Annotated in this window: 26 protein-coding genes; 19 read left to right on the top strand and 7 right to left on the bottom strand. The window is 57.2% G+C overall.

Features of this window, described 5'->3' with window-relative positions:
• Window positions 1–22: 22 nt before the first annotated feature.
• Window positions 23–1,579 carry an ABC transporter substrate-binding protein gene (locus QC816_RS11635; protein WP_309782341.1) on the bottom strand — a complete coding sequence of 519 codons (1,557 nt, stop codon included), beginning with the start codon at window positions 1,577–1,579 and terminating at the stop codon, window positions 23–25.
• 228 nt (window positions 1,580–1,807) lie between these two features.
• On the opposite strand from QC816_RS11635, the gene QC816_RS11630 reads away from it, so the two are divergent.
• From QC816_RS11630 to QC816_RS11575, 12 genes are all read left to right on the top strand, one after another.
• A complete protein-coding gene (locus tag QC816_RS11630) occupies window positions 1,808–2,491 on the top strand; it encodes a GntR family transcriptional regulator (protein WP_309782338.1) in 684 nt (227 codons plus the stop codon).
• A gap of 3 nt (window positions 2,492–2,494) precedes the next feature.
• Window positions 2,495–3,517 carry a histone deacetylase family protein gene (locus QC816_RS11625; protein ID WP_309782336.1) on the top strand — a complete coding sequence of 341 codons (1,023 nt, stop codon included), beginning with the start codon at window positions 2,495–2,497 and terminating at the stop codon, window positions 3,515–3,517.
• A gap of 88 nt (window positions 3,518–3,605) precedes the next feature.
• A complete protein-coding gene (locus QC816_RS11620) occupies window positions 3,606–7,289 on the top strand; it encodes an ATP-binding protein (RefSeq protein WP_309782335.1) in 3,684 nt (1,227 codons plus the stop codon).
• A gap of 26 nt (window positions 7,290–7,315) precedes the next feature.
• Window positions 7,316–7,942, top strand: a complete 627-nt coding sequence (locus QC816_RS11615; RefSeq protein ID WP_309782409.1) for a condensin complex protein MksE — start codon at window positions 7,316–7,318, stop codon at window positions 7,940–7,942.
• Window positions 7,939–9,186: a hypothetical protein gene (locus tag QC816_RS11610; RefSeq protein WP_309782331.1), complete on the top strand. Its 1,248-nt coding sequence runs from the start codon at window positions 7,939–7,941 to the stop codon at window positions 9,184–9,186. The genes QC816_RS11615 and QC816_RS11610 overlap by 4 nt, the downstream gene beginning before the upstream one ends.
• 2 nt (window positions 9,187–9,188) lie before the next feature.
• Entirely contained in the window at window positions 9,189–10,067 is an 879-nt protein-coding gene (locus QC816_RS11605; RefSeq protein WP_309782329.1) for a DUF7281 domain-containing protein, read from the top strand.
• 232 nt (window positions 10,068–10,299) lie between these two features.
• Window positions 10,300–10,896, top strand: coding sequence for a hypothetical protein (locus QC816_RS11600; RefSeq protein WP_309782328.1), 597 nt, complete (start codon window positions 10,300–10,302; stop codon window positions 10,894–10,896).
• Window positions 10,897–10,959: 63 nt separating this feature from the next.
• The gene (locus QC816_RS11595) at window positions 10,960–11,592 is read left to right on the top strand and encodes a hypothetical protein (RefSeq protein WP_309782326.1); all 633 of its coding nucleotides are present in this window, start codon (window positions 10,960–10,962) and stop codon (window positions 11,590–11,592) included.
• A gap of 72 nt (window positions 11,593–11,664) precedes the next feature.
• Window positions 11,665–12,030 (top strand): cupin domain-containing protein, encoded by a 366-nt coding sequence (locus QC816_RS11590; RefSeq protein WP_199284664.1) that lies wholly within the window; start codon window positions 11,665–11,667, stop codon window positions 12,028–12,030.
• Between the two features lie 106 nt (window positions 12,031–12,136).
• Window positions 12,137–12,622, top strand: a complete 486-nt coding sequence (locus QC816_RS11585; protein WP_309782323.1) for a GNAT family N-acetyltransferase — start codon at window positions 12,137–12,139, stop codon at window positions 12,620–12,622.
• A gap of 51 nt (window positions 12,623–12,673) precedes the next feature.
• Window positions 12,674–13,408 carry a carbon-nitrogen hydrolase family protein gene (locus QC816_RS11580; protein WP_309782322.1) on the top strand — a complete coding sequence of 245 codons (735 nt, stop codon included), beginning with the start codon at window positions 12,674–12,676 and terminating at the stop codon, window positions 13,406–13,408.
• A 67-nt stretch (window positions 13,409–13,475) separates the two neighbouring features.
• Window positions 13,476–14,111: a LysE family translocator gene (locus QC816_RS11575; RefSeq protein WP_309782321.1), complete on the top strand. Its 636-nt coding sequence runs from the start codon at window positions 13,476–13,478 to the stop codon at window positions 14,109–14,111.
• 114 nt (window positions 14,112–14,225) lie between these two features.
• Here the strand turns inward: QC816_RS11575 and QC816_RS11570 are convergent, their stop codons facing one another.
• Window positions 14,226–14,543 (bottom strand): CcdB family protein, encoded by a 318-nt coding sequence (locus tag QC816_RS11570; protein WP_309782319.1) that lies wholly within the window; start codon window positions 14,541–14,543, stop codon window positions 14,226–14,228.
• Window positions 14,543–14,788 carry a type II toxin-antitoxin system CcdA family antitoxin gene (locus tag QC816_RS11565; protein ID WP_085919619.1) on the bottom strand — a complete coding sequence of 82 codons (246 nt, stop codon included), beginning with the start codon at window positions 14,786–14,788 and terminating at the stop codon, window positions 14,543–14,545. The genes QC816_RS11570 and QC816_RS11565 overlap by 1 nt, the downstream gene beginning before the upstream one ends.
• A gap of 236 nt (window positions 14,789–15,024) precedes the next feature.
• On the opposite strand from QC816_RS11565, the gene QC816_RS11560 reads away from it, so the two are divergent.
• The 6 genes from QC816_RS11560 (at window position 15,025) to QC816_RS11535 (ending at window position 19,415) form a co-directional block, all read left to right on the top strand.
• The gene (locus tag QC816_RS11560) at window positions 15,025–15,987 is read left to right on the top strand and encodes a ribonuclease Z (RefSeq protein ID WP_309782316.1); all 963 of its coding nucleotides are present in this window, start codon (window positions 15,025–15,027) and stop codon (window positions 15,985–15,987) included.
• A gap of 426 nt (window positions 15,988–16,413) precedes the next feature.
• A complete protein-coding gene (locus tag QC816_RS11555) occupies window positions 16,414–16,788 on the top strand; it encodes a pyridoxamine 5'-phosphate oxidase family protein (protein WP_309782314.1) in 375 nt (124 codons plus the stop codon).
• Window positions 16,789–16,898: 110 nt separating this feature from the next.
• Entirely contained in the window at window positions 16,899–17,444 is a 546-nt protein-coding gene (locus tag QC816_RS11550; protein WP_309782312.1) for a DUF6624 domain-containing protein, read from the top strand.
• A gap of 87 nt (window positions 17,445–17,531) precedes the next feature.
• Entirely contained in the window at window positions 17,532–18,152 is a 621-nt protein-coding gene (locus tag QC816_RS11545; RefSeq protein ID WP_309782310.1) for a LysE family translocator, read from the top strand.
• 75 nt (window positions 18,153–18,227) lie between these two features.
• The gene (locus tag QC816_RS11540; protein WP_309782308.1) at window positions 18,228–18,851 is read left to right on the top strand and encodes a SagB/ThcOx family dehydrogenase; all 624 of its coding nucleotides are present in this window, start codon (window positions 18,228–18,230) and stop codon (window positions 18,849–18,851) included.
• 144 nt (window positions 18,852–18,995) lie between these two features.
• The gene (locus QC816_RS11535; RefSeq protein WP_254902950.1) at window positions 18,996–19,415 is read left to right on the top strand and encodes a hypothetical protein; all 420 of its coding nucleotides are present in this window, start codon (window positions 18,996–18,998) and stop codon (window positions 19,413–19,415) included.
• A 109-nt stretch (window positions 19,416–19,524) separates the two neighbouring features.
• Here the strand turns inward: QC816_RS11535 and QC816_RS11530 are convergent, their stop codons facing one another.
• A complete protein-coding gene (locus QC816_RS11530; protein ID WP_309782305.1) occupies window positions 19,525–19,947 on the bottom strand; it encodes a hypothetical protein in 423 nt (140 codons plus the stop codon).
• A 98-nt stretch (window positions 19,948–20,045) separates the two neighbouring features.
• Between QC816_RS11530 and QC816_RS11525 the strand changes: the two genes are divergently transcribed.
• A complete protein-coding gene (locus QC816_RS11525) occupies window positions 20,046–20,699 on the top strand; it encodes a DsbA family oxidoreductase (RefSeq protein ID WP_309782304.1) in 654 nt (217 codons plus the stop codon).
• Window positions 20,700–20,817: 118 nt separating this feature from the next.
• Here QC816_RS11525 and QC816_RS11520 read toward each other — a convergent pair whose 3' ends face one another.
• The 3 genes from QC816_RS11520 to QC816_RS11510 all read right to left on the bottom strand — a co-directional run bounded on the left by QC816_RS11520 (window position 20,818) and on the right by QC816_RS11510 (window position 22,611).
• On the bottom strand, window positions 20,818–21,081 hold the full coding sequence (locus QC816_RS11520) for a Txe/YoeB family addiction module toxin (RefSeq protein ID WP_309782302.1): 264 nt from the start codon (window positions 21,079–21,081) through the stop codon (window positions 20,818–20,820).
• Window positions 21,074–21,328 carry a type II toxin-antitoxin system Phd/YefM family antitoxin gene (locus QC816_RS11515; protein WP_309782300.1) on the bottom strand — a complete coding sequence of 85 codons (255 nt, stop codon included), beginning with the start codon at window positions 21,326–21,328 and terminating at the stop codon, window positions 21,074–21,076. Before QC816_RS11515 ends, QC816_RS11520 begins: the two co-directional genes overlap by 8 nt.
• Before the next feature lie 89 nt (window positions 21,329–21,417).
• A complete protein-coding gene (locus QC816_RS11510; RefSeq protein ID WP_264824493.1) occupies window positions 21,418–22,611 on the bottom strand; it encodes a UbiH/UbiF/VisC/COQ6 family ubiquinone biosynthesis hydroxylase in 1,194 nt (397 codons plus the stop codon).
• Window positions 22,612–22,666 lie beyond the last annotated feature (55 nt).

Genomic DNA, 22,666 nt, shown 5'->3' with positions numbered 1-22,666 from the left:
CCGCCTGGGTAGGGCTTTAGGCCTAGCGGTCTAGCCAAGCATCCTTAAAGCCGTCGTTAACCCCCACGCCGGAGGTGACCAGGTTTTTCACATCGCAGCGGTAAAGCGTCGGGAAGCCCAGCTCCATCAGCCAGCCAACGGGCACATCTTCATGTAGGATCTCTTGCACTTCGCGGTAAAGCTTTTCGCGCTCTTCGTCGGGATAGGCAGTAGCGGCCTCGTTAAACAGCTCGTCAACGCGTTCGTTTTCGTAGCCTTCGACGTTATTCCAGGGCGAGCCCTTAGCGATATTGTCGGAAAGGTAGGTGCGTGAAATACCCAAGGCCGGGTCGCCGTACTGGTAGAGGTAGGTAAAGGCGAGGTCATAATCCCAATCACCCAGGCGCTGGTTCCAGCCGCCCACATCGGTGGCTTGGGTTTCTACGTTAATACCTACCTCGCGCAGGTTCTGCTGCACGGCTTCGGCCCAGCGCGTCCAGGTTTCGCCGTAAGGCAGCGGCAGAATGGTGATCTCTTCACCGTCGTAGCCCATTTCGTCCAGCAGCTCGCGGGCGTGGTCCGGGTCGTGATCGTAAGGCTCCAGGTCATCATTCTGGAAGCGCGCGTTAGAGCCAAAGGCGGAGAGCGGTACCTGGCCCAGGCCGTTCCACAGCACATCGCGGGCGAACTCGCGATCCATGGCGTACATCACCGCCTGACGGAAACGCTTGTCGGAGGTGGGGCCTTCACGATTGTTCATCCAAAGCATGGCGAAGGGGCTGAAGTATTCATGACCTTCTTCGGTCATGCACACGTTATCCATTTTCGCCAGGCGGGGAATGTCGAAATTTTCCACCGTGCCGCTGGGCAGTACATCAATGGTGCCATTCTCAAAGGCCACCGCCCGGGACGCGCCATCGGGGATAATGTGCCAATTAATGCCGTCCAGATAGGGTAGGCCGTCTTCGTAATAGTCTTCGTTTTTAACCAGCTCGATCACCGTTCCGCGTTCCCAGTTAGAGAACTTGAACGGGCCGGTACCAATCGGGTGATCATTGTGCTCGTTATCGCGGAATTCAGTGCCCGCGTAGAGGTGCTCCGGCACCATGGTGAAGGTGCCTGCTTCGAAAGAGAGCAAAAACGGCCCGAAAGGCTGGGTCAGGCTAAACTCCACTGTATGCTCGTCGATGGCTTCGATGCTTTCCACATGTTCCAGCACGGCGCGTGCACTGGGGTTGAGTTCACGGTGGAAAACATCGGCGGAAAACACCACATCCTCTGCGGTGAAGGCTTCGCCATCGTGCCAGGTAACGTCGTCGCGAAGGCGGAAGGTGTAGGTGCGGCCATCGTCGCTGACTTCCCACGACTCTGCCAACTGAGGCATGGGTTCAAGGTCAGTGGTATAGCGCAAAAGTCCTTCGTAGATATTGCCTGACACGGTGCGGGTCGGGGCATTTTGCACCATACCCAGCACCAGACCCGGAGGCTCGGGTTGAACTATCGTGTCGACGGTTCCCCCTTGCTTGGGGTCCTCGGCCAGGGTAGCCGACGAAAAGGCGAGTGCTGCAGCGGAAATAGCCAACGCTAAGGGTGTTTTCATTTTTCCTGCTCCTCGGTTATTAGCACGTAATGGGTTTACGTAGTCGTTAGGCGAGCGAGGCGTGATCCCATTAGCCCTGTTGTCATATTTTTAGGGCGTTATTGAATATAGGGTCTTTTTGAACATAGCAGCGCTTTGAAAAACTGTCGACAGTCGGCAATCGTTCGTCGACAAGGCGTTATTTTTCGCCATACTTAAGGGAACGCATACCCTCCATGAGTGAACTTTATGGCCTTATCAACCGCGCCTCCCAGGGCCTTTATCCAGCAGCAGAACCTCGTCGAGCAGGTGGCTGACTATTTAACCCAAGCCATTATTCAGCAAAATTTTTTACCCGGCGAGCGACTTTCTGAAGTGCAGCTCTCCCGCGACCTGGGTGTCAGCCGCGCGCCGGTTCGTGAGGCCGCGCGTTTGCTTGAAAGTCGCGGTTTGCTGATCTCGAAACCCCGGCGGGGTTTCTTTGTGCGCGCGTTGAATGCCGTTGAACTCGAAGACGTGTTCGATTTGCGGCTGTGCCTTGAGCGCCACGCGATTCAGCGTCTGGCCGAGCGCTATACGCCCGAGGCCCAGCGCGCACTCAAGCAGCAAGTAGAGGTGCTATGTAAAGCGGCCGAAGGCAATGACGGCACTCGCCGGATTGAAGAAGATCTGCAATTTCACCGCTTGATGTTGCACTACGCCGGCAATGAGCGGCTGCTGCGCGCCTTTAATGACCTGAGCCATGAACTGCGCCTATGCATTACCTTGATCACCAAGACCCATGAAGCCCCCGAGACCATTGCCACCAGCCATTTCAAACTGCTTGATGCGCTGGATAGCGGCCGCCCCGAGGCCTGTCGCGAAGCGATTGATTATCACATCGGAGTGGCCCGCGACTTTGTGGTGAAGGGCGTAGGTGAAACGGGGGAGTAAGGGATGAAGACATTCTTTCACGATGACCAAATGTTTCATCAGCCGCAAACCTATTTCTCCCGTGGGAAAATGCGCACGCCCCAGGAAGTCCCCGAACGCGCCACGCATCTGCTGGCGGCGGCCAAGCAGTTGAGCTTTGAGGTGCAGGCACCTGCCGATTATGGCGTGGCGCCGCTGCGTGCGGTGCATTCGCTGGCGTACCTACGCTTTCTCGAAAGTGCCTACCAGCGCTGGCATGCCCTTGGCGAAGATTGGGGAGACGAAGTGATCTCCAACATCTTTGTGCGTTCGCCCAACGCCCTGCGCGGCATACTGGCTGAAGCCGCGCGCTACCTGGCCGACGGCAGCGCGCCGGTGGGTCAGCATACCTGGCAGGCGGCCTACTGGTCAGCGCAAAGCGCGGTCGCGGGTGCCGAGGCCCTGCTTAACGGCGAGCGGTTTGCCTATGCAATATCGCGCCCGCCGGGCCACCATGCGGGTATCGAAACCGCCGGTGGCTTTTGTTTCCTCAATAACACGGCGATTGCCGCTCAACATCTGACGTCGCACTACCCGCGCATCGTGGTGTTGGACCCCGATATGCACCACGGGCAGGGCGTTCAGGAAATTTTCTACCAGCGCGACGATGTGCTGTATATCTCGATCCACGGCGATACCACCAACTTTTATCCAGCGGTGACCGGCTTTGAAGACGAGCGCGGGCAGGGCGCTGGGCTGGGTTACAACATCAACCTGCCCATGACCCATGGCTCTCCGGAGTCGGTATTTTTCGACCGCCTGGAGCAAGCTTGCCAGGCCATTCGTCTGTTTGAGCCAGACGCGATCGTGCTGGCGCTGGGGTTTGATATCGACGAGCGTGACCCGCAGGCCAAGGTCGCCGTCTCCACGCCGGGTTTTGCCAAGCTTGGCTGCACGGTAGCGGGCCTGAACCTGCCCACGCTGGTCATACAGGAGGGCGGTTACTACTTGGAAGGCCTGGAAGCTAACGCGGTGAGTTTCTTTGAGGGGCTGCTTGCCAAGGCGTAATCAATAAGACAAGCCATCAAGGTGTCTGGCACTATAGCCACTTTCAGCGATCAGCAAACGATCCGGATAGCAAACGAAAGGACACGGCATGGCCCACCTGCTACGCATCGTGATGATTCACGGCCACCTGGAAGGGGTGGTCGAACTGAGTGTGGATGGCCACACCAATATTTGCGGCACCAACGCCTCGGGTAAAACCACGCTCCAGCGGCTGGTCCCGGTGTTTTACGGCGAGCTACCTAACAAGGTAGTCCCTAAAACCCGCATGAAGTTTGACGCCTTCTATCTGCCTTCCAGCAATAGTTATCTGGTGTATGAATACCGCCGCGAAGCGGGCGACGTCTGTCAGGCGGTGCTCACGCGCAGCGCCAGCGGCGGGGTGGAATACCGCTTTGTGGCCTCGCCTTATCGGCCCGAAGATTACCTGATGGAAACCGACCAGGGCCCGCTGGCGATACCCTACAGCCAGTGGGCCAGCGGCCTGCGTCGCGAATCCATCGAGGTGTCGCCCAAGCTCTCCGCGACCTCCGAATACCGCGCGGTGATCCAGAACGACTTCACGCCCACGCCGGGCCTTGCCATGCACGGCAACCGCAAGGACGCCCTCAAGCTGCGCCAGATGGCGGCCAAGTTCAGCCTGGTCAAGTCCGAGCATCGCATTCGCCACATCGAAAAGCTGGTCTCGGCGGTGCACGCCAAAGAGGGCAAGATGGACACCCTCAAGACCATGCTGGCAGCGATTTTCGAAGAAGACGGCGTCGAGCTGCCGGTGACGCGTATCCGCAGCGCCAAAGCGCGCGAGTGGATCGCCCAGATGCGCCAATCCATGCGTCTCGAGCCGCTGCAGCGCTCGCTCACCAAGCTGCATGAGGTGGACCGCGAGCTCGAGCACCTGGAGACCTCGTTGTGGCAGCTCAAGCCGCAGTTGGAGGCCGATCAGAACAGCACCGAGCGCAGTCTGGCCGATGCCGAAGCCACCATGGCCGAGCAGCAGCGCGTCTTCGAAGCCGAGCAAAGCGCCTACGAGGCAGCCCGCGACCAACTCAACGACCAACTGAGCGAGCGCGAGAGCGAGCTGAAGCAGACCCAGCGCGAGCTGAGCGATCTTCAGCAGCGCTTTGAGGCCTTCGAAACCGCCGACATGCCGGCGCTTCAGCGCGACCTCAACGCGCTGCCGCAAAAGCGCGAGCAGTTCGACCAGCTCACCAGTCACCTGCGCACGCTGCAGGACGCGGTGCAGGCCAGCCAGGCCCGCAAGGAAGAGCGCCTGCGCGAACTTGGCGAAGCGCTGGCCCGCCAACGCGACGAAATTCAGGCCCTGGTCGACGCCCTGCACGACGAAAAAGCCGAGCGCCAGGAAGCCCAGTGGGAAGCCCAGCGCCAGTTGGAAGCCCGCTACCACGAGCAACGCCAGACGCTGGAGGCCGATTACCAGGCACGCCTGGCCCAGGGCGTCGAGCAGCTGGCCTCGCTGAAAGCGGCGCTCGAGCACAATGGCGCCACGCCCGAAGAAAGCGAAGAGGCCGCGCTGGCCCAGGCGCGGTTGGACCAGGCCCAGAGCGAACGCAGTGCCGCCAACAGCCAGCGCGAGAGCCAGCGCCGCGAAGTCGAAAGCCTCAAGCGCGAGCGGGACGAAGCCGAGCAGACCCACGCCGAGGCGCGCCGGGTGCTTTCCCGCCGTCAGCAGGACAACCAGGCCCTGCACCAGCAGCGCGACCCAAGTCAAGGCACGCTGCGCCACTTCCTGCGCTACCACCTGCCCGGCTGGGAGCAGCGCCTGGGCAAGGTGATCGCCCCCGAACTGCTGGAGCGCCGCGATCTGGCGCCGGCGCTTGCCGAGCCCGCCGGGGACGACCTGTTTGGCCTGGTGGTGGATACCCACGCCATCGAGCCGCCCGACTACGCCCAGGACGAAGCCAGCCTGCTGGCCGCCATCGACGCCGCCGAAGCCGAAGTGTTGCGCGCCGAGGCCGAAGTAGAGCGCGCCGAAAAGGCCCTCAAGCGGGCGAACGAGCGGGTGGGTGAGGCCGACGATGTGTTAAGCCAGGCGCAGTTGGCCGTCAAACGCGCCGATGAAGAGGTCGACTACGCCCAGGAAGCGCGCCGCCAGATCCAGGCCCGCCACGCCGAGGCGCAGCAGCAGCGGCGCAGCGAACAGCAATCGCTGCTCGCCGAGCAGGAAGCCCAACAGCAGGCCCTGCGCGACGAACGCCAGGACGCGCTGGACAAGCGTCAGGCGGCTCACCAGGCCGAACTTCTCGAGCTCAAGGCCGATGCGCAAAGCCAGTTGGATAGCCTCGATGGTCAGATTCAGCAGCACAAAACGCAACTCACCGAGCTGAAGGCCGAGCACAAACGCCAGTGCTATGAGCTGGAGCAGGCCTTCGATGAAGAGCTTAAAGAACAGGGCGTTGACCCGGAGACGCTGCGCGACACCCGCGCCAAGCTGAAAACCCTGGAAGCGCACAATCGCGAGACCGCCGCCCGCCAGGAAGAGCTCGAAGCCTACTCGCGCTTCATGCGCGTGGACTGGGAACAGCGCAAGCCCGAGCTGGTCGAGCAGGAAAGCCGCCTGAGCCGTGAAGTGGACGACGCCAAGCGTCAGCGCGAGCAGCACCAGCAGGCGTTCACCACCACCAAGGCCGCCCACCAGCGCCACGTCAGCGCGTTCGAGGCTACTCGCCGCGCGTCTCAGGAGGTCCTCAACGAGCTCAAGCCGCTGCTCAAGCAGCTCGACGAACTGCCGCTGTCGGCCAACGCCACGCCCCGGCAGGAAGCCCCAGGGGATGTCACCGAACGTTTGGCACGTAGCCGCGAGGCCCTCAAACGCCGCGCCCAGGAGCGCGACACGCTGCGCAAGGGCTGCCAGGAGGTCGAAAGTCAACTGATCAAGGGCGCGAGCACCAGCTTTGTCGACGCCCTGGAAAGCGAGCGCGCCAAGCTCAACGACCCCGACGACCCGCGCGCGCTGCTGCCGCTGCTGGGCGGCATGCTCAAGCTGCTCGAGGACCAGCAACAACAGCTGATCCAGCAGGGGCGCAACCTGAGCGACGACCTGGACAAGTTCTTCACCGTGTTCCGCGACCTCAACCGGCGAATCAGCGCCCAGAGCAAGCGGCTGTCCGACGAAGTAGCCGACGACCTTCGCCTGGAGGGCATCAGCAAGGCTGAAGTGCGCATCCAGTCGACCATCGACGAGCTGGGCTTCTGGGAGCCGCTGAAGCTGTTCTCCCAGCGCTACAAGACCTGGCGCGAATCGGGGCAGATGCTGCCCAGCGACGACTACCTCAACGCCCTGGCCGATGTGGTCGACCTGCTGCGCAGCGACCAGCAATACAGCTTTGAAAGTCTGCTGCGCCTGGAGCTGCACCTCAACGAAGGCGGCACCGACCTGGTCATCAAGAACGACCGCCAACTGCTCGAGTCCTCGAGCCACGGCATGGCGTACCTGATTCTGTGCAAGTTCCTGCTGGCGTTTACCCGCCTGCTGCGCGGCCGGGCCGAGATCGCCATTCACTGGCCGATCGATGAAATCGGCACCCTGGCCTATCACAACGTCGAAAAGCTGTTCGACGCCTGCGACAGCAACCGCATTCATATCGTAGGTGCGTTCCCCAACCCGGAGTCCGACGTGCTGCTGCTGTTCCACAACCGCTACCTGATCGACCGCGACGCCGACCAGCCCGACGTCCGGCGGCTCAAGCGTATCGAGCCGTATCGCAGCCGCTTATCGGAACGGCTCAAGGCACGCAGTGAGGAGGTGATGGCATGAGCGATACGAATCCGCTTGCCAATGGTTTGCTACCCCAGGGCCCGCTGCTGGAGCGCCTGCTGGCCGGCGAGTTTATCTGCGCGGTGAGCGACGAAAGCGCCTTTCAGCGCCTCGAGGATGAAGACACCCGCGAGGCCATCGACGCCTATTTGCGCCCGCTCAATCGCCGCCTGGCGAGCAACCCGGACGCCAGTGTCTACTTCCTCGCCTGGCGTCAGCTCGACGACAGCGCCCGCGACCAGCTCTCCCGCCAGCTCAGCGACACGCTGCACAGCCTGCTGCCGGTGCTCGAGTGGCTGCAGCTGGTCCAGGAAGCGCTCGGCCGCGACAGCGTGCTTTCCCCCGGCGATGTGCTTAAACCCGGCGAACTGCAGGCCAAGAGCGAAGACAACCCCAGCCTGCGCGAGCGCATCGAACGCCTGGCCACCGACAGCTTTTTCGGCTCCCAGAGCGACCAGCTGGACGCCCAGGTCAAGCAGGTGTTCAAGCGCCTGAAAGAGCACGGTTACCTGCTCCAGCCCCACGGCGAGCGGCAGGTCTTTCTGGTCACCGGCAAGATCGACTACCTGCTGGATCTGGTGCGCTTTATTCGCGATGAGGAACACCTGCCGGTCGACGAGCAGGGCGAGGCCACCCAGGAGGCGCTGCTGTGAGCGAGGCTGATACACCGGGGCTGGAAAGCCGCCTGATCACCACCGGCGTCGAGCGCCTGTCGCTGCTGGGGCGCCACGCCGAATCCCTGATGCAGGGCTACGCCCACGACGAAGTGCCGCTGGAAGGGCTAAGCAATACCGCGCTGCGCAGGCTGCTGGCGGCGCGGATTGTCTGGCGGCCCGACGAGCAGAGCGGCGTCAAGCTCACCCCCAAGGTGCGCGAACTGATCGCTGAAATGGTCGCCGACGAGGCGCGCCGCCACGTCAACGCCGATGTGGCCGAAACGCTGGAGCTGATTCGCAGCCTGGTCGAGAGCTACCGCGAATCCAGCCACCGGGGTGACTACTGGCAGCAGGAGCAGCAGCTTCTGCGCCTGCGCCAGGCGGTGGACGACATGAGCGGGCGCTTTGCCGACGCCATCGACAGCCTCTGGCAGCGGCTCAACAGCGACTTTGGCTTTGTCAGTCGCCTCAACGACAAGGTGCGCGAGAACGACCGCGCGCAAAAGCAGGTGGTGCGCCTGCTCGACGGCCTGGCGCTGATCGACTTCAACGAGCTGATTGCCCTGGTCGGCAGCGACGGCACCCTGCGCAAGCTGCTGATCAGCCAGCTACAGCAGCAGCTAAGCGAGCATTACACCAGCCTGCGCGAAGTGCAGCACCGACTGATCGAGCTGATGGCGCGCTTCCGCCATATGCAGTCGCGCAGCCGCCTGGTGGCGGGCATGGCCGCCTTCCTGCGCGAACACCCCGGCTTTGTGCCCGGCAACTACGCCCGGCGCAGCGAGGTGCCCGCGCTGTTCAACCGCGCCGCACCGCTCACCGCCGCCGGCTCCGCAGCACTGGACCGCGCCCAAGAAACCGCCACGCTAAGCGCGCTGCTTAATGACATCCCCGCGCCCGCCCACTCGGTGCAATCGGTCAGCGCCGCACGACCCTCGCAAAGCAGCGCAGGCGACCACGTCGCCGCCCGCCAGCAAGCGCTCAAGCAGGATGTCGAAACCTTCTACCTCCACGTGGTCGACAAGACCGAGCCCGACCAACCCATCAGCGCGCTGGAATACCTACACACCAGCGAACTGACCTGGAACGCCGAGATATGGCTATTCCAGGTCATCGCCGAATTCCAGGGGCTACCGCACAGCGAACAGCGCGCCTTCCATATTCAGCAGGAAGAAGGTCAGGCCAGCCCGTTTAATGAAGTGAGGTTGATTCATGACGTCGCGCTGAGTTTGGCGGTGTGAGTATGGAGGATGAAAACCTAACGCCTCAGGTGCGTAAAAAGTTAAGCGAAGTGGAAGGTTTGCTGCGCAGGCAATCACGAGTGGAAAAAACGCGTAACCAATGGGTGGAACAGTTTTGCAGGTGGTGTGACGCACACAATATTGAGCTTGGCTTAAGGTTGAGCGGTAAAACGCTTTGTTTTGATCGCGAACTTATCAAGCAGGTTGATGACGTGCTCGATAGCCAACGGCTGGCACCTGTTGGTCGACTGCTAAGCGGTATGAGCAGTGCCGAACAGGCGAAGAAAGGGCTCGACGAAGACAAGGGGAATCGCGAACGTCCACGCGCTCAGCGGGTGCTGGTCAATATCCCGGCGTCTACGCCCGCATGGTTGTCTAATAAGCATCGCTCAATACACGACGTTGACTGGCGCGACATAGACCTAGAAGAGTGTGATGTGCTGGTTCAGGTTGAGAATCTGGACAGCTTCTATGAATTCTCGTCGGATATTTCAGCACTAAGCAGCTACACAAATCCGCTGGTTGTCTATCGTGGTGATAGCCACTACGGCGGGGGCTTCAAGCAACTCGCCAACGCCTGGAACGCAATCCAAAAGCCACACCTCTACGCAGGTGACTTCGATGTAAAAGGCCTCAGCATCGCGCTTTCCAGCGGCGCCTCGCACCTTCTACTCCCGCCGCTGGCATGGCTCACCAAGCAGGCCACCACTTTCCACGACCCCGCTGAACAGCTCGAACACCGCCCACGCCTGCTACGCCACCGCGATCAATTACCCGCCACACATCCACTACAGCCGTATCTAACGCTACTGCTCGACCAGCAGCGTGGGCTAAGACAGCAGTGGTTGGGTGGAGAACTGGAGCGCGTAGCGCTGGTGTGAGGGAGTCTCCGTCGACCTAATGCGCATTGTCGGGTGATGTGCTTGCATCCAGTACGAGTAAAACTCGCAGGCACGTGAATTCTGAATATGTTGCCAAAATTGGCTTTGCTCTAAGAAGAATCAATGGGGTAGAGTCAAAAGAAGTGGCTGCAAAACCGCAATCAATGCGCCGTCGCGTTTATTGAGGTTTTGCAGTTGGGCGTAGAATCAGTGTTAGCTTGATGGTCAATCTATGAGTCAGCTAGAGAAAATTAACGATATCGAGAATGTCCTCGTCCGCCTCATAAAGTGTGAGCATTATTTTGAATTGTGCACGGGCTATGAAGGAGACTTTTGGCCGGTTGTCCAGAACGCAGTTGGGGAGGCTGCCTGCCTTTTTTGGTGCCATCTTTTTGGCAATTGGAAAGACGATCTACATTTCTGCCAATTTTTCAAAGACAGTTCCGAAAACGATTTCTCTCCAAAGTCTGTGAAGCAGAGAATGCTTTCCGCTATGAACCTTTCCGAGCCTGAATACAGACGGTTCTGGAGAGAGGTTAAGGACTGCCGCGATAAATTTGTATCGCACAAAGAGCATGGCGCATCGGTTATTTTCCCGCACATAGAGCTCTGCCGTATCCAGGCAGAGGAGCTTCGACGAATCCTATCGGATTATTCAAAAATGAAGAACAAAGCAGAACTTGGTTCCGGATGGGAATTCTGGGTCGAGTATTATTCTGGCCAATGGCTCAAAAGCGGCCAGTTTAGCGCTGAGTGTCAGCGAGAATTCAGTAAAGGAGTCGTTGGCGCTGCAAAAGAGCTAACAATTGCAGGCAGAGCGACGGTTTAGTCGTTGCTCCTTCGTCACAACGACTAAACCGCGCCTGCTGCAGGCGATAGCTGGGAGGTCCATGTGCTAGATGAGTTTCGAGTGTGGGTCCCGCTAGTTAAGGACTCCACGTTAGCGCTGGCAGCCTTAGCAACGGCATTCGTTGCCATCTCCGGTTTGCGCACCTGGAAGCGAGAGTTGGCTGGCAAAGAACACTTCACCGCTGCGAAGGAACTGGTCAGGTCTAGTCATCGCATTTGGCGAGAATGTGGCCGCCTTAGGTCGCCGCTATCCCCACGGGAGCAGAAAGTATTTTCGGCTGAAGATGTACAGAACACCACGGCTGCCGAACGTTGGCGAATTGCGGATTGGGAAGCTTACTCTAAGCGTCTTGATGACTTCGAGAAGGTATCCGACGAATACCGTGCAGTGCTCTTGTCGGCACGAGTTCTTCTCGGGTCGAAAGTCTATGAGGCATTTCTGCCGTTCAACTATCTGACAATCGACCTGATCAACATCGTTAACGAGTACCTTGATCTGCTTCAGCCCAAGGATGGAGCGCTGCTTCCTGACGACCCAGAGGTTATTGAAGCAAAAAAGCGTATTTCCTTGCGGCCGGGTGAAGATGACGAACTCTCCAGAAAAATCGCGGATGCAAGAGAGGATGGAGAGAAGGCCCTCCTTCCGTACCTTGCCCGCTCAAGCATTCGCGGCTAACCAAAAGCTGTAGCCGATGGCTCCGCCGCGGCTGAGCTTCCAAGTTAGCGAGACAACAGGGGGGGCATACCAATGCAATCAGACGTAGTTAATTTAGCCGAAAAATTCAGAAAGTTTTCTGAGTACTGGTCGCCACGTGTGGTCGCTGAAATGAACGATTATCAGCTCAAGCTGGCAAAGTTTCAGGGCGATTTTGTGTGGCATGACCATAGAGATACGGACGAGGTTTTTCTGGTCGTCAAAGGTGCAATGGGCATCGAACTCCGAGGTGGTACTGTTCATCTATCCGAGGGTGAAATGTATGTAGTGCCCAAAGGGGTGGAACATAGACCCTTCGCTGAAAGTGAGTGTCATGTTCTTCTAATTGAGCCCCGAGGCGTGGTGAATACCGGAGATTCTGGCGGAGAGCTCCAGGCGGAAAATGATGTCTGGGTATAGTGGTGGGCATGCCGTCTTTCGCTAACCAGGCCAAGCACGGCGATGGCGTTTATGCTGCGGCTTCACCTTCACTATAACGCCACGCGTGCTGAGCAGAGTTAGACGTATGCAAACAACGCTACGAACCCCAAAGCAAACCGATTACGACGCTATCGCGGCTTGGGTCAGTGATAAGAAAGCCTGTTCCCGCTGGGCGGGGCCATCCGTGCCGTTTCCCTTTGCTGCAGCCAATTTGCCTGAGCTGCTCGCCGTTGAAGGGTGCTCAAGCTATTGTTTATCCGATATCGATAACCACTGCATTGGTTTTGGCCAATTCTGGCCTGGGAAGCAGGGCGCGGTTCATATCGGCAGGATTATTGTTTCGCCTGATGCAAGAGGGAAGGGAGCAGGCCGCTTGCTTTGCGAAAAGCTGATAGCAAAGGCCAAGCAAGCAACAGGTGCTTCGACGGTGACGCTGCGTGTCTATCGAGACAATCATGCTGCTCGCTCTTTATATTCAAGCCTTGGCTTCTTTGTTATCGATTCAGAATCTACAGATGACTTATTGCTCATGAGCGCAACGGCTAATAGTTCACGCATGGCAGGCGCATGAGAAGCACCTTAGATGTAGGATGAGCGGTAGTAATTTGTCAGGAGTCCTTTCATGAAGGTGTGTGCTGCTCAATTACGACCAGTAGCCGGTGATTTGGCAGCCAACGTTGCTAAGCATCTTGAGCTTATCGAGCTTGCCGTTTCGCAGCAGGCCGATGTGGTATTTTTTCCTGAGCTGTCGCTCACGGGGTTCGAGCCCCGGCTCGCGGATTCACTTGCCATGGATATAGCGGACCAGCGGCTTGACGTGTTTCAGGAACACAGCGACCAAACTAACATGCTGATCGGCGTCGGTATGCCAATCTCCATTGGCTCTGGTGTGTGTATCGGCATGGTGTGGTTCTCACCTGGTGATGCTCGCCGTTTATACGCGAAACAACAGCTGCACGCCGATGAACTTCCTTACTTTGTTGCGGGCGGCAAACAGCTTGTATTGGAGAGAAGCGGCTCCACGCTTGTGCCTGCTATCTGCTACGAGTCGCTTCAAATGAATCATGCTGATAGCGCAGCTCACTTGTCTGCCGATATGTATTTAGCCAGTGTTGCTAAACCGGTTGGCGGTATCGCCAAGGCAATGACGCATTATCCAGCGGTCGCAAGCCAGCATAATATGCTTGTGATCATGGCGAACTGTATCGGGCCTAGCGATGACTTTATCAGCGTTGGGCAGTCGGCCGCCTGGAATGGCTGTGGCGAACTGCTTGCCCAGATGGATGCTGAATCAGAGGGCGTAGTGGTACTGGACACCAGAAACGGAAGTGCTAGCGTAAAGACGCTTGATCATTAAGCGCCCCAGTCGATGTCATCAGTAGCACGATAGAGCTGGCCTTGGTTAAGGACATAGGAGTGTCAAAATGTTTGATTACACAATAATTCACTGGGTGACATTTCTTGGTGCGGCGGCCCTGCTAAACCTTTCCCCAGGCCCAGATATCGCTTTTATTTTGGGGCAAACGTTGCGTAACGGACGTCAACACGGATTCGCTGCGATGTTTGGCATCTGGACAGGGGCCGCGTTGCATGTCGTGATGGCGGCGGTGGGGCTTTCCGCAATCCTTGCCACGTCTGCCCTGGCGTTTTCTATTGTTAAGTGGGTCGGCGCCGCCTATCTAATATGGCTGGGTATTAAAATGCTTCTATCGCGGGGTGACGCTTTCGTGGCCAGTGAGGGTGTCAGCCATCAACGAATGCATTCAATCTATTGGCAAGGAGCACTGGTTTCTGCCCTTAACCCGAAAGTGGCCATATTTTTCCTGGCTTTCTTGCCTCAGTTCGTTGTGGAAGGTGCTGGCCCGCCCAGTGCTCAGTTGCTGTTGCACGGAAGCCTGATCATTGTTGTCGCCGCTTGCATAGAGCCACCTTTGGTTATGCTGGGGTCAAGGTTAGGCGCTTTCTTGAGACAAAATCGGCGAGTGGGCTTATGGATGGATCGTGGCCTTGGGGCATTGTTCGTCGCCTTGGGCGCGCGTCTGGCGGCTAGTACAAGGTAATATCGGTGAGAGCTGGTTGGCGATGCAGGATAGGTATGACCTTTGGGTGGCTCGGAATATGGTCAATCTGGATGGAATCCATCCCCTGGACTTTGAAGCAGCTTAACCAGGGCGTTAAATGCCCGTGATGGCCATGTCCAGGGCGCCAACAATCTGGTCTCTGAAATGCGATAGAGAGCCCACCGGGTTTTTGAGATGCTTTTCAGAAACAGAGGAAATTTGCGGGGTTAACAGGAGTAGTTCCTGGTCTGCAAAGCTGATTTCTGGCGTGAGGCCTTGCATGGCGTTGCCACCTAATGCGGAGCGTTTCCCCAAAGGGATGACGATGCGAGTTGTCAGTTCGCTCAGCAGGCTGCTCTGAATATCGACAAGGTATGGGTAGTGTTCTTGGCTGGTTTTGCTTGGGTTGGGGTATACATCGAACTGTGCCATCAAAATTCCCTGAATTCGTCGCCGAAGCATCCATGTTGTTCGACAAAATCGTTGTAGCTTTGGATCGCAGCGCGATTTTCTTCCACCCATTGGGCTGCTTCGCGTTTGGAGAGCTCTTCTTTCAAGGCTCGCTCCAAGGTAGCGGACAAGTTAATGTTCAGTTCACGGGTCTTACGCAGCAGGTCGCTATTGACTGAGAGGTTCGCCGCTTTTTTTGGCGCGGCTGCGTTATAAAGTTCGGCCATTGGAACCTCCAGGTGGCTATTCAATGTGTCATCTAAGTTTATGCGCATGGCAGTGCGCATTCAAGCATGCGCTTGCTGCTTTGGACGTTAATCCATCAAAGCCCATGGTTAGATCGCCAAAACGAAATTATTTGGGTCGGCAGTATGACCGTGGTGGTTGCTAGAGTGTCAACATAGCGACCAGGCTGGCTTCATCTTGTGCCCAAAGCGTGTACTTAAGAGATCACGAGCAAACGATGAATATAATCTTCCTCGGCACCTCCGCCGGTGTACCCACTAAGCAAAGAAACGTCACCGGAGTCGCGTTGCGTGAGAGCAAGGGGAAGGGCTGGTACCTGGTCGATTGTGGTGAGGGCACCCAGCATCAGATCCTGCACACGAAATTTTCGCTGAACTCACTGAAAGCCATCCTGATTACCCACGTGCATGGCGACCACTGCTATGGGTTGCCGGGCCTACTGGCGAGTGCGGCGATGAACGGCCGGGAAGCGCCGCTGACCATTGTGGCGCCCGCAGGCATCAAGGCATGGCTGGATGCCACCTGCGAGGCCACCCAGCTATCGTTACCCTTTGCTCTGGAATTTGTCTGCTCCGACGAGCTGCCAAGCGTCGAGTTTGAGCGCATCGCGGTTACCACCTGCAGGCTTTCGCACCGGGCGCCGTCCTATGCTTATGGGTTGACGGAGCGAAAGGTCGAGTCGGCACTGGATGTGGATAAGCTGGCACAAAAGGGGATTCCGAGAGGGCCGTTGTGGGGGCAGTTGAAGCAGGGCGTTGATATCGACTTCGCGGGTGAACGGTTAAAAAGCCGTGACTTCCTGATCGCTAAACACAAGCCAAGAAAAGTGGTGATCGCCGGGGACAATGACCAGCCCGCCTTGTTATCTGAGGCGTGCGCAGGGTCCCAAGTGCTGGTACACGAAGCCACCTATACCGAAGCCATGGCCGAGAAGGCCGGTGACGTGGGGCATAGCTACGCCAGTCAGGTCGCTGCGTTTGCCGAATCGGTAGCGCTGCCCAACCTGGTGCTGACGCACTTTAGCCCTCGTTACCAGCTCCACCCCCTTGCCTCGCCTTCCATCGAGGACATCCGCCAAGAGGCGTTGCGTGTCTACTCGGGTTCGCTTTACCTGGCGCGGGATTTTGGCGAATACACCCTGAATAAAGCGGGCCACTTTTCTGAAGTGGTGGGCGAATAGCCTTTTCGTGTGTCGACCCTTCGTGCAAGCAGCGGCTACTTTAAAATATATCGCTCACTTGCTCTTACCCGCTATCGTATATCTCACCCAGAACGCCGCGGCTTTGCATGTGCCCATCGAACAATTCCCCCTATCAGCGCTACAGCGCAAATACCTCGTAAGGCCGTTATTAACCAAAATTCGCTTTGCTGCCAGAAGACTAAATAAAGTAGAGTTAATTTTGATGGTTGTATAAAGATCTCAATTAAAGCGCCATCAGGTTCATTGAGGTTATTCAGCGAGACGTGTAATCACTGTCGGGCGCAATAATGCGTTCCGTTTATTACGATTGGTGGAGGATTAAATGATCACGGAAGAAGTCAGGGAATAGTCGATCGCAGCGTTCTATGTTGGCTTGCAACGGTGGGCCGAGACGGGACTCCGAACGTGTCTCCGAAGGAGGTTTTTGCCGCCCACGAAAACGATCGCCTCGTGATTGCTAATATTGCATCGCCTGGAAGCGTGCGGAATGTACTATCGAATGATGCTGTCTGTGTTTCGTTCGTGGACGTGTTCGTGCAAAAGGGCTTCAAGGTGCGCGGTCGCGCGAACTGTGTGGCACGGTCAGATTCTCGTTACGCCAGCTTAGCAGGACCGCTGGAAGAAATGGTCACGGGCAAATTCGAGATTCATAATCTAATTGAAGTGCGAGCCACGGCCGTAGAGCCGATCCTCGCGCCGAGCTATCAGCTTTATCCGGAAACGACTGAGGATGACCAAATCCAAATCGCATTGTCGGCATATGGTGTGTCCCGTGCCTAGAAACGTGGAGCTTCGTTGGAAGGCTAAGCCCAACAAAACGCTCCAACTGACCACTACACCGCTGCGCGGGTAGCGGCGTTTGAGCGCTCACGTTAAATGAGGAGGAGCCAATGGATCAGGACCTTGCGAATGAGCTGGTTGGGATGATGGCGGAAGACCAGCACATGTTGCATCAGCTCTTCGATTCCGGAGAGCTGCCTTCTGATTCATATCACCCACGCATGAAAGCTTTGCATGAGAAAAACGCTTTACGCCTAAAAGAGATTATTGGCAGTCACGGCTGGCCCGGGATTTCATTAGTTGGGGAAGAAGGCGCCAAAGCTGCCTGGTTAGTAGTTCAGCACTCTGTTTCAGACCTCGAGTTTATGGCTCAATGTGTTGGCCTGCTTGAAGAGGCCGTTGCTAGAGAGGATGTGGTAGGTTGGCAGTTGGCATTCCTGCAGGATCGAGTGCGCATTTTATCTGGAAAGTCTCAATACTACGGCACCCAGTTTGATGCTGATGAAAATGGTTGGCCAACACCGTTTCCCATCGAAGATTTTGCTACGGTTAACGAACGCCGTGCGCGTCTTGGGCTGAATTCCCTAGAAGAGCGCCTGGAACAAATGACTGAGCAGGAGCGGAAGCGCCTTGCCAATATCCAGCAAACCAGTTAATCAAACGCAGCACTTGGACGCCCTTGTCTCCGTTTCGCTGCGTCAAGGGCGCCAGTGCGCTCTGTGGTTCAAAAAGGAGAGCCAGTTGTGTCGCTAATGACTATCTTGTTGTTCATACCAGCGTGCTTTGCTCTTAACATGGTGCCTGGGCCCAATAATCTCCTGTCAATGGCTAACGCGAAGCGGTACAGCGTCAGAACTGCTTGCTATGCTGGTATCGGTCGCCTGGTTGCCTTCGTGGGCATGATTACGCTTGCGGCGATGGGGCTTGCCACCGTGCTGTATACATCGGAAAAGTTATTTCTCATCATAAAGGTTGTCGGAGGTCTTTATCTGCTTTGGATTGCCTTTCAATTGTGGACTGCAGATCCTTCTGACAATGAAAATGAAGCCCTTGGAGGAAGAAGCTTGCTCCAATTGGGGCGGCAAGAGTTTCTTCTGGCGGCCGGAAACCCTAAGGCTATTTTGATTTTCACCGCTTTTCTGCCTCAGTTTGTCGACCCTGCCGGTTCTGTAGGATTTCAGTTTCTGGTGCTAGGTATCCTGTTTTTGGTACTTGAATGGATAGCGATAGCCGGGTATGCATTTGTCGGGAAAGTATTACGTAATTGGTTCTCTCGACCTTCGATGCGTCGTGTGTTCAACCGGATTTGCTCGGGGCTAATTGGCACTGCTGGTATTGGGCTTTTGCTGGCTCGTCGTGAGTGAACTAACAAACCGCGGAAGGTGGAAGTCCCTGACGCCCCGCCGTTTTGCTCTACGTTATGCATAGGGAGTCAATGCATGATCTTCGAGTTACCTGCACCAGAATTGCAAAACGCTGAACCATTAGTTGGCTGTATTGAGGCTCGTCGCAGTATAAGGCATTACTCAAAGGCGCCTTTACCATTAGGTGTCTTGTCCCAGTTGCTTTGGTCGGCTCAGGGAAGCACCGGTCCAGACCAAAAAAGAACAACGCCATCGGCCGGCGGGGTATACCCGCTCCATCTACGAATCGCGGTGCAACGAGTATCAGGGCTTGAGCCTGGTATTTATGAGTATATGGATGACAGCCATTCGCTGAAGCTTGTCGGTGATTGTGTGCCGGAAGACACCATGCTAGAGCTAGGTATCGGCGATCAACCATGGTTGAAGGATGCGGCTATCGTCATCGGAGTGACAGCGAAACTTGAGGAGGCGGTTCGGCACTTTGAATGTCAGCCACCTCAGGGGGAGCGCGGTGCTCGCTATGTGTATATGGAAGTTGGCGCTTTAGCGCAGAATATCCATCTTTTGAGCACGGCTCTCGGAGTTGGCTGTGTGCTAGTGGCAGGGTTTGATGATTTGAGGGTGAAGCAAGCACTAAGGTTACCCTCAGACTTGGAGCCAACGGCACTGCTGTGTATTGGGCAACGGCCGGATGTTTAGCAGCGCATAACGATGCGCGTCACGCTGATAGCCCTTACTCCGCTTCGCGACTCACTCTACAACGCTTTTCGTACCGAGGAATCTATGCCAAGGATGCAAACACGCCCGTTGGTCGCAAGCCTAGTTGCGCTAATGGGGTTATGGATGACGTTACGTCAGTTGCCTGAGGTCGTTTCATCGTTATTTATGGTGTTTTCTGATCAGGGGGATATACCAGCCAGTGTTTTAATGATCCACGCGGTGCACTTTTTTAGTTACACGCTGATTGGCGTTGGTCTTATTTTGCTACGCGAGAAGCTGGCGGGTTGGCTGGTTCCACACGAGGCAAACATGTCGATTGGCGTTCGCGCTTTGATGGCGGTTGGAACGGCGCTTATCGGTATTTACTTTATTGCCACCGGTGTCGTTTCTCTTGGCGAGAGTTTTGCGCAACAGTACTCAAGTGCCAACCCTTATTTACTATGGCGAGGGGGAGCCTCTTTAGCGATGGGGCTGGTCCTTTTTGTGGGGTCTGTGGGTATTCAAAGGTTATGGGTATTGCTGGTCGGGCTGCGACGTGTGTAGGGGGCTGTCGCATGAAGCCTCCTACACCGGGCAGGTGACCCAAAGGAGGGTGATGTCGAGCATTGAGATGCCAGATTTGTCGCACTTGCTGGAAAGAGCGCCAGGCGAGTCAGTCGCGGCAATAGCCTTCACCTGTTCTGACGATCAGACAATCTTCCTTTTCCAATAGCCACTTCATGCCTGTCGCTTCGCCGTCGCCCGCACGGAGCAGCTGTGGGCCGTCCCCGCGGTTGAAGCGAATGCCATCGGCGGTTGATTGCCCTTCGAAGGTGCCGATTTGATCAGCATCCAGGCCGTAGCGCATGTGAAGCAGGTAATGGCCCGGGCCCGCAGACGCGTCCTTGCTGATTTCCAGGAATAACCCTTCTACGCCAGTCCATCGGCCGACCCACTGGTCGGTCATCTGGTGGTGGGGCGCGCTTTGTTCGGCTGACGTGCTTGAGTCGGTCACGTCGGAAGTTTCGGTATGTCTATCATGAGCACAACCGCTGATAAGTAATAGGAAGCTTAACGCTAACGCTGCTTTTGCCATGGCTGTCTCCTTATCAGACTGCCGTTACGCCCTATATACACGTAACATGCTTTATTTAGTTTGATCGAATTTTGGGATATGTCGAAGGGGTAAACAAAATGCAAAAGGTAAGAATCGATCTGGTGTCCGATGTGGCATGCCCGTGGTGCGCGATCGGCTACCGGCGCTTGGAGCAAGCGCTAGAAACCCTTGATGGCGAGATCGACGTTGAACTCCACTGGCAGCCCTTCGAGCTCAATCCGGACATGCCGCCCGAGGGCGAGCCGATCCTGGAGCATTTATGCCGCAAGTACGGCAAGGATGCTGCCAGCATGGAGCAGGCCCAGAGTGAGATTATAGCCGTGGCCGAAGGGCTTGGGCTGAATTTCAGCGGTGCCCGCGAGCGTCGGGCGCACAATACGTTCGATGCCCACCGTGTGCTTGCGTGGGCCGCAACGCAGAACCTGGAGACGCCCCTGCAGTTGGCGCTGTTCGATGCCTACTTTGGTGAGGCAAAAAACCCTTCAGATCCCACTGTTCTGCGAGAGAAGGCCATCGAGGTTGGGCTTGACGGGGACGCTGCTGAGGCTATTGCCCGGTCCGATCAATACGCGGACGAAGTTCGCGCGTCAGAACAGCGATTCATGGAAGCAGGCGTGAGCGCGGTGCCAGGGTTCATTCTCGAAGGGCGCTACCTGATCTCTGGAGCCCAGCCCGCCGACGTGCTTGTCGATGCACTTCGTCAGGTGGCCGAGGAAAATGCTAACCGCTAATACAGGTGCCGACCTGAAATCAAGATAGCTGTAGCAGCCCATCACATGGAGCCTGACTCATTTAAGGGCTCCTTTGAGCTGGTTGGTGGGCGGTTACGCGCTTCATGTCAGCCTGGCACTAGTAGTGATAACGACACGAAATAATCGTAATGGAACGCTCGTCAGCGGCGTACACCAAGCGGTTAGTGTCGTCGATTCGACGAGACCAGAAGCCAGCCAGGTTTTCCTTCAGAGGTTCTGGCTTGCCTAACCCCTCGAAAGGGGAGCGTTTCACATCGTTGATAAGTTTATTGATCCGCCTAAGGGTCTTTTTGTCCTGCGTTTGCCAGTACACATAATCGTTCCACGCCTCATCTGTCCACGACAGTAGACGACTACTCATCCACCAAATCCCTATGCGTGGTTTGCCCCGATCTAAGCTGCGCAATGGAGCGATTGAGATGCTCCGCGTTGGCGGGCGAACGCAGCAAGTGCACCGTTTCCATCAGGCTGTTGTAATAGTCTAACGACATCACGACAGCGTCTTCTGAATCCCGGCGCGTAATAACGGTGGTATCGGCATCATTAATTACGCCGTCTAATACCGCTTTCAGGCCATTTCTAGCTTCCGTGAACGATACAATTCTCATGGAACCTCCTATTGTACAGCTAACCGTACGAGTGTAGGCTTATGCGCCTGACTTGTACAGTAAATGGAACATGAGTTGCTGTCAGCGCACTAGCGCCGTTTGAACGGATTCAGCCCGTTGGCCTGCTGCATCATCATGCGTTTGGCGAAGGGGATACGCTCGGCGATATGCAGGCTGAGATCACCCAGTTGGCGCAGCGGTTTGGCACCGGTAAACAGATGGTGGAAGCTGTCGGTGGCGGCAATCATCGCCTGGTTAGCCGCCCGGCGCTGGCACTCAAAGCGTAGTAGGTTGAGGTAGTCGCCGGGGTCGCGGCCATGAATAATAATCTCGGCGAGCGTGTCGGCGTCGTGCAGGCCGATGTTCAGTCCCTGGCCTGCCAGCGGGTGGACGACGTGGGCGGCGTCGCCGATCAGCGCCAGGCGTTTGCCGATGTAGCGCTTGGCGTGCTGGCGTTTGATGGGGAAGCTGGCGCGCGCCACGATACGGGTGAGCTTGCCCAGCCGCTCGGGGAAGGCGTCTTCGATGTCTGTCTTGAGCGCGTCATCGTCCAGCTTTTCCCGCGTCTTGGTGGCCTCGTCGCTGTCGTACCACACAAGCGACGCGCGCTGGCCGGGCAGTGGCAACATGGCCATGGGGCCGGTGGGGGTAAAGACCTGCCAACTGACGTCTTGCTGGGGCAACTCGGTCTCCACGTTAATGATCATCGCCCGCTGGTGGTAGTCGTAATGGGTCACGCCAATGCTGGCTAATTCGCGCAGGGTGGAACGCGCACCATCGGCCCCGACGATCAACGCGGCGGTTAGCGTCTTGCCGTTATCCAGCTCGATCAGGCGCGCCTCGCCCGTGGTCAGGGTACTTACCGGGGCGCACTGGGTATAGCAGGTCACGCCGGGGAGGTCGGCCAAACGCTGCCAGAGGGCGTACTGGAGCGTGCGGTTTTCGACAAAGATACCGAAGTCTTCCATGCCGCTGTCAGCCGCAGAGAAAAGCGAGTGGCCGGTGCCATCCTGGTTGGCGACATCGATATGCCGGAAGGGGCAGCAGCGCTCCTCGGGCAGCTGTGTGCCGCTGGCGTTGATAAACGTAAGCGAGCGCGCATTCAGCGACGAGATGCGCAGGTCGTAGTCGCCCTCGGGCGCTGCGGGGGCATCCCCTTGTTCGATCAGCCCGACGGATTGGCCCGCATTGCCCAGCCGGGCCGCCAGTGCAGCGCCGACCATGCCGCCGCCAACAATAATGACATCATGATCCCGCATCGTCCGTTGATCAGACCCTTGCATAAGTGGCTCCTCGGATAAAAAGCTTGGCACAGAGTAGGCGTTGCCGTTGTCATAC

Origin of the sequence: Vreelandella janggokensis (genome assembly GCF_031451615.1) — a bacterium.
GTDB lineage: Bacteria > Pseudomonadota > Gammaproteobacteria > Pseudomonadales > Halomonadaceae > Vreelandella > Vreelandella janggokensis.
The sequence above is the reverse complement of the archived record's forward strand: the minus strand, read 5'-3'. Positions and strand labels throughout refer to the sequence as shown.

What these genes read in the sequence shown, in the direction of transcription:
- QC816_RS11635 (WP_309782341.1), bottom strand. Translation starts at nt 1,579, where the DNA reads ATGAAAACACCCTTAGCGTTGGCTATTTCCGCTGCAGCACTCGCCTTT.
- QC816_RS11630 (WP_309782338.1), top strand. Translation starts at nt 1,808, where the DNA reads ATGGCCTTATCAACCGCGCCTCCCAGGGCCTTTATCCAGCAGCAGAAC.
- QC816_RS11625 (WP_309782336.1), top strand. Translation starts at nt 2,495, where the DNA reads ATGAAGACATTCTTTCACGATGACCAAATGTTTCATCAGCCGCAAACC.
- QC816_RS11620 (WP_309782335.1), top strand. Translation starts at nt 3,606, where the DNA reads ATGGCCCACCTGCTACGCATCGTGATGATTCACGGCCACCTGGAAGGG.
- QC816_RS11605 (WP_309782329.1), top strand. Translation starts at nt 9,189, where the DNA reads ATGGAGGATGAAAACCTAACGCCTCAGGTGCGTAAAAAGTTAAGCGAA.
- QC816_RS11600 (WP_309782328.1), top strand. Translation starts at nt 10,300, where the DNA reads ATGAGTCAGCTAGAGAAAATTAACGATATCGAGAATGTCCTCGTCCGC.
- QC816_RS11590 (WP_199284664.1), top strand. Translation starts at nt 11,665, where the DNA reads ATGCAATCAGACGTAGTTAATTTAGCCGAAAAATTCAGAAAGTTTTCT.
- QC816_RS11585 (WP_309782323.1), top strand. Translation starts at nt 12,137, where the DNA reads ATGCAAACAACGCTACGAACCCCAAAGCAAACCGATTACGACGCTATC.
- QC816_RS11580 (WP_309782322.1), top strand. Translation starts at nt 12,674, where the DNA reads ATGAAGGTGTGTGCTGCTCAATTACGACCAGTAGCCGGTGATTTGGCA.
- QC816_RS11575 (WP_309782321.1), top strand. Translation starts at nt 13,476, where the DNA reads ATGTTTGATTACACAATAATTCACTGGGTGACATTTCTTGGTGCGGCG.
- QC816_RS11570 (WP_309782319.1), bottom strand. Translation starts at nt 14,543, where the DNA reads ATGGCACAGTTCGATGTATACCCCAACCCAAGCAAAACCAGCCAAGAA.
- QC816_RS11565 (WP_085919619.1), bottom strand. Translation starts at nt 14,788, where the DNA reads ATGGCCGAACTTTATAACGCAGCCGCGCCAAAAAAAGCGGCGAACCTC.
- QC816_RS11560 (WP_309782316.1), top strand. Translation starts at nt 15,025, where the DNA reads ATGAATATAATCTTCCTCGGCACCTCCGCCGGTGTACCCACTAAGCAA.
- QC816_RS11550 (WP_309782312.1), top strand. Translation starts at nt 16,899, where the DNA reads ATGGATCAGGACCTTGCGAATGAGCTGGTTGGGATGATGGCGGAAGAC.
- QC816_RS11540 (WP_309782308.1), top strand. Translation starts at nt 18,228, where the DNA reads ATGATCTTCGAGTTACCTGCACCAGAATTGCAAAACGCTGAACCATTA.
- QC816_RS11535 (WP_254902950.1), top strand. Translation starts at nt 18,996, where the DNA reads ATGACGTTACGTCAGTTGCCTGAGGTCGTTTCATCGTTATTTATGGTG.
- QC816_RS11530 (WP_309782305.1), bottom strand. Translation starts at nt 19,947, where the DNA reads ATGGCAAAAGCAGCGTTAGCGTTAAGCTTCCTATTACTTATCAGCGGT.
- QC816_RS11525 (WP_309782304.1), top strand. Translation starts at nt 20,046, where the DNA reads ATGCAAAAGGTAAGAATCGATCTGGTGTCCGATGTGGCATGCCCGTGG.
- QC816_RS11520 (WP_309782302.1), bottom strand. Translation starts at nt 21,081, where the DNA reads ATGAGTAGTCGTCTACTGTCGTGGACAGATGAGGCGTGGAACGATTAT.
- QC816_RS11515 (WP_309782300.1), bottom strand. Translation starts at nt 21,328, where the DNA reads ATGAGAATTGTATCGTTCACGGAAGCTAGAAATGGCCTGAAAGCGGTA.
- QC816_RS11510 (WP_264824493.1), bottom strand. Translation starts at nt 22,611, where the DNA reads ATGCAAGGGTCTGATCAACGGACGATGCGGGATCATGATGTCATTATT.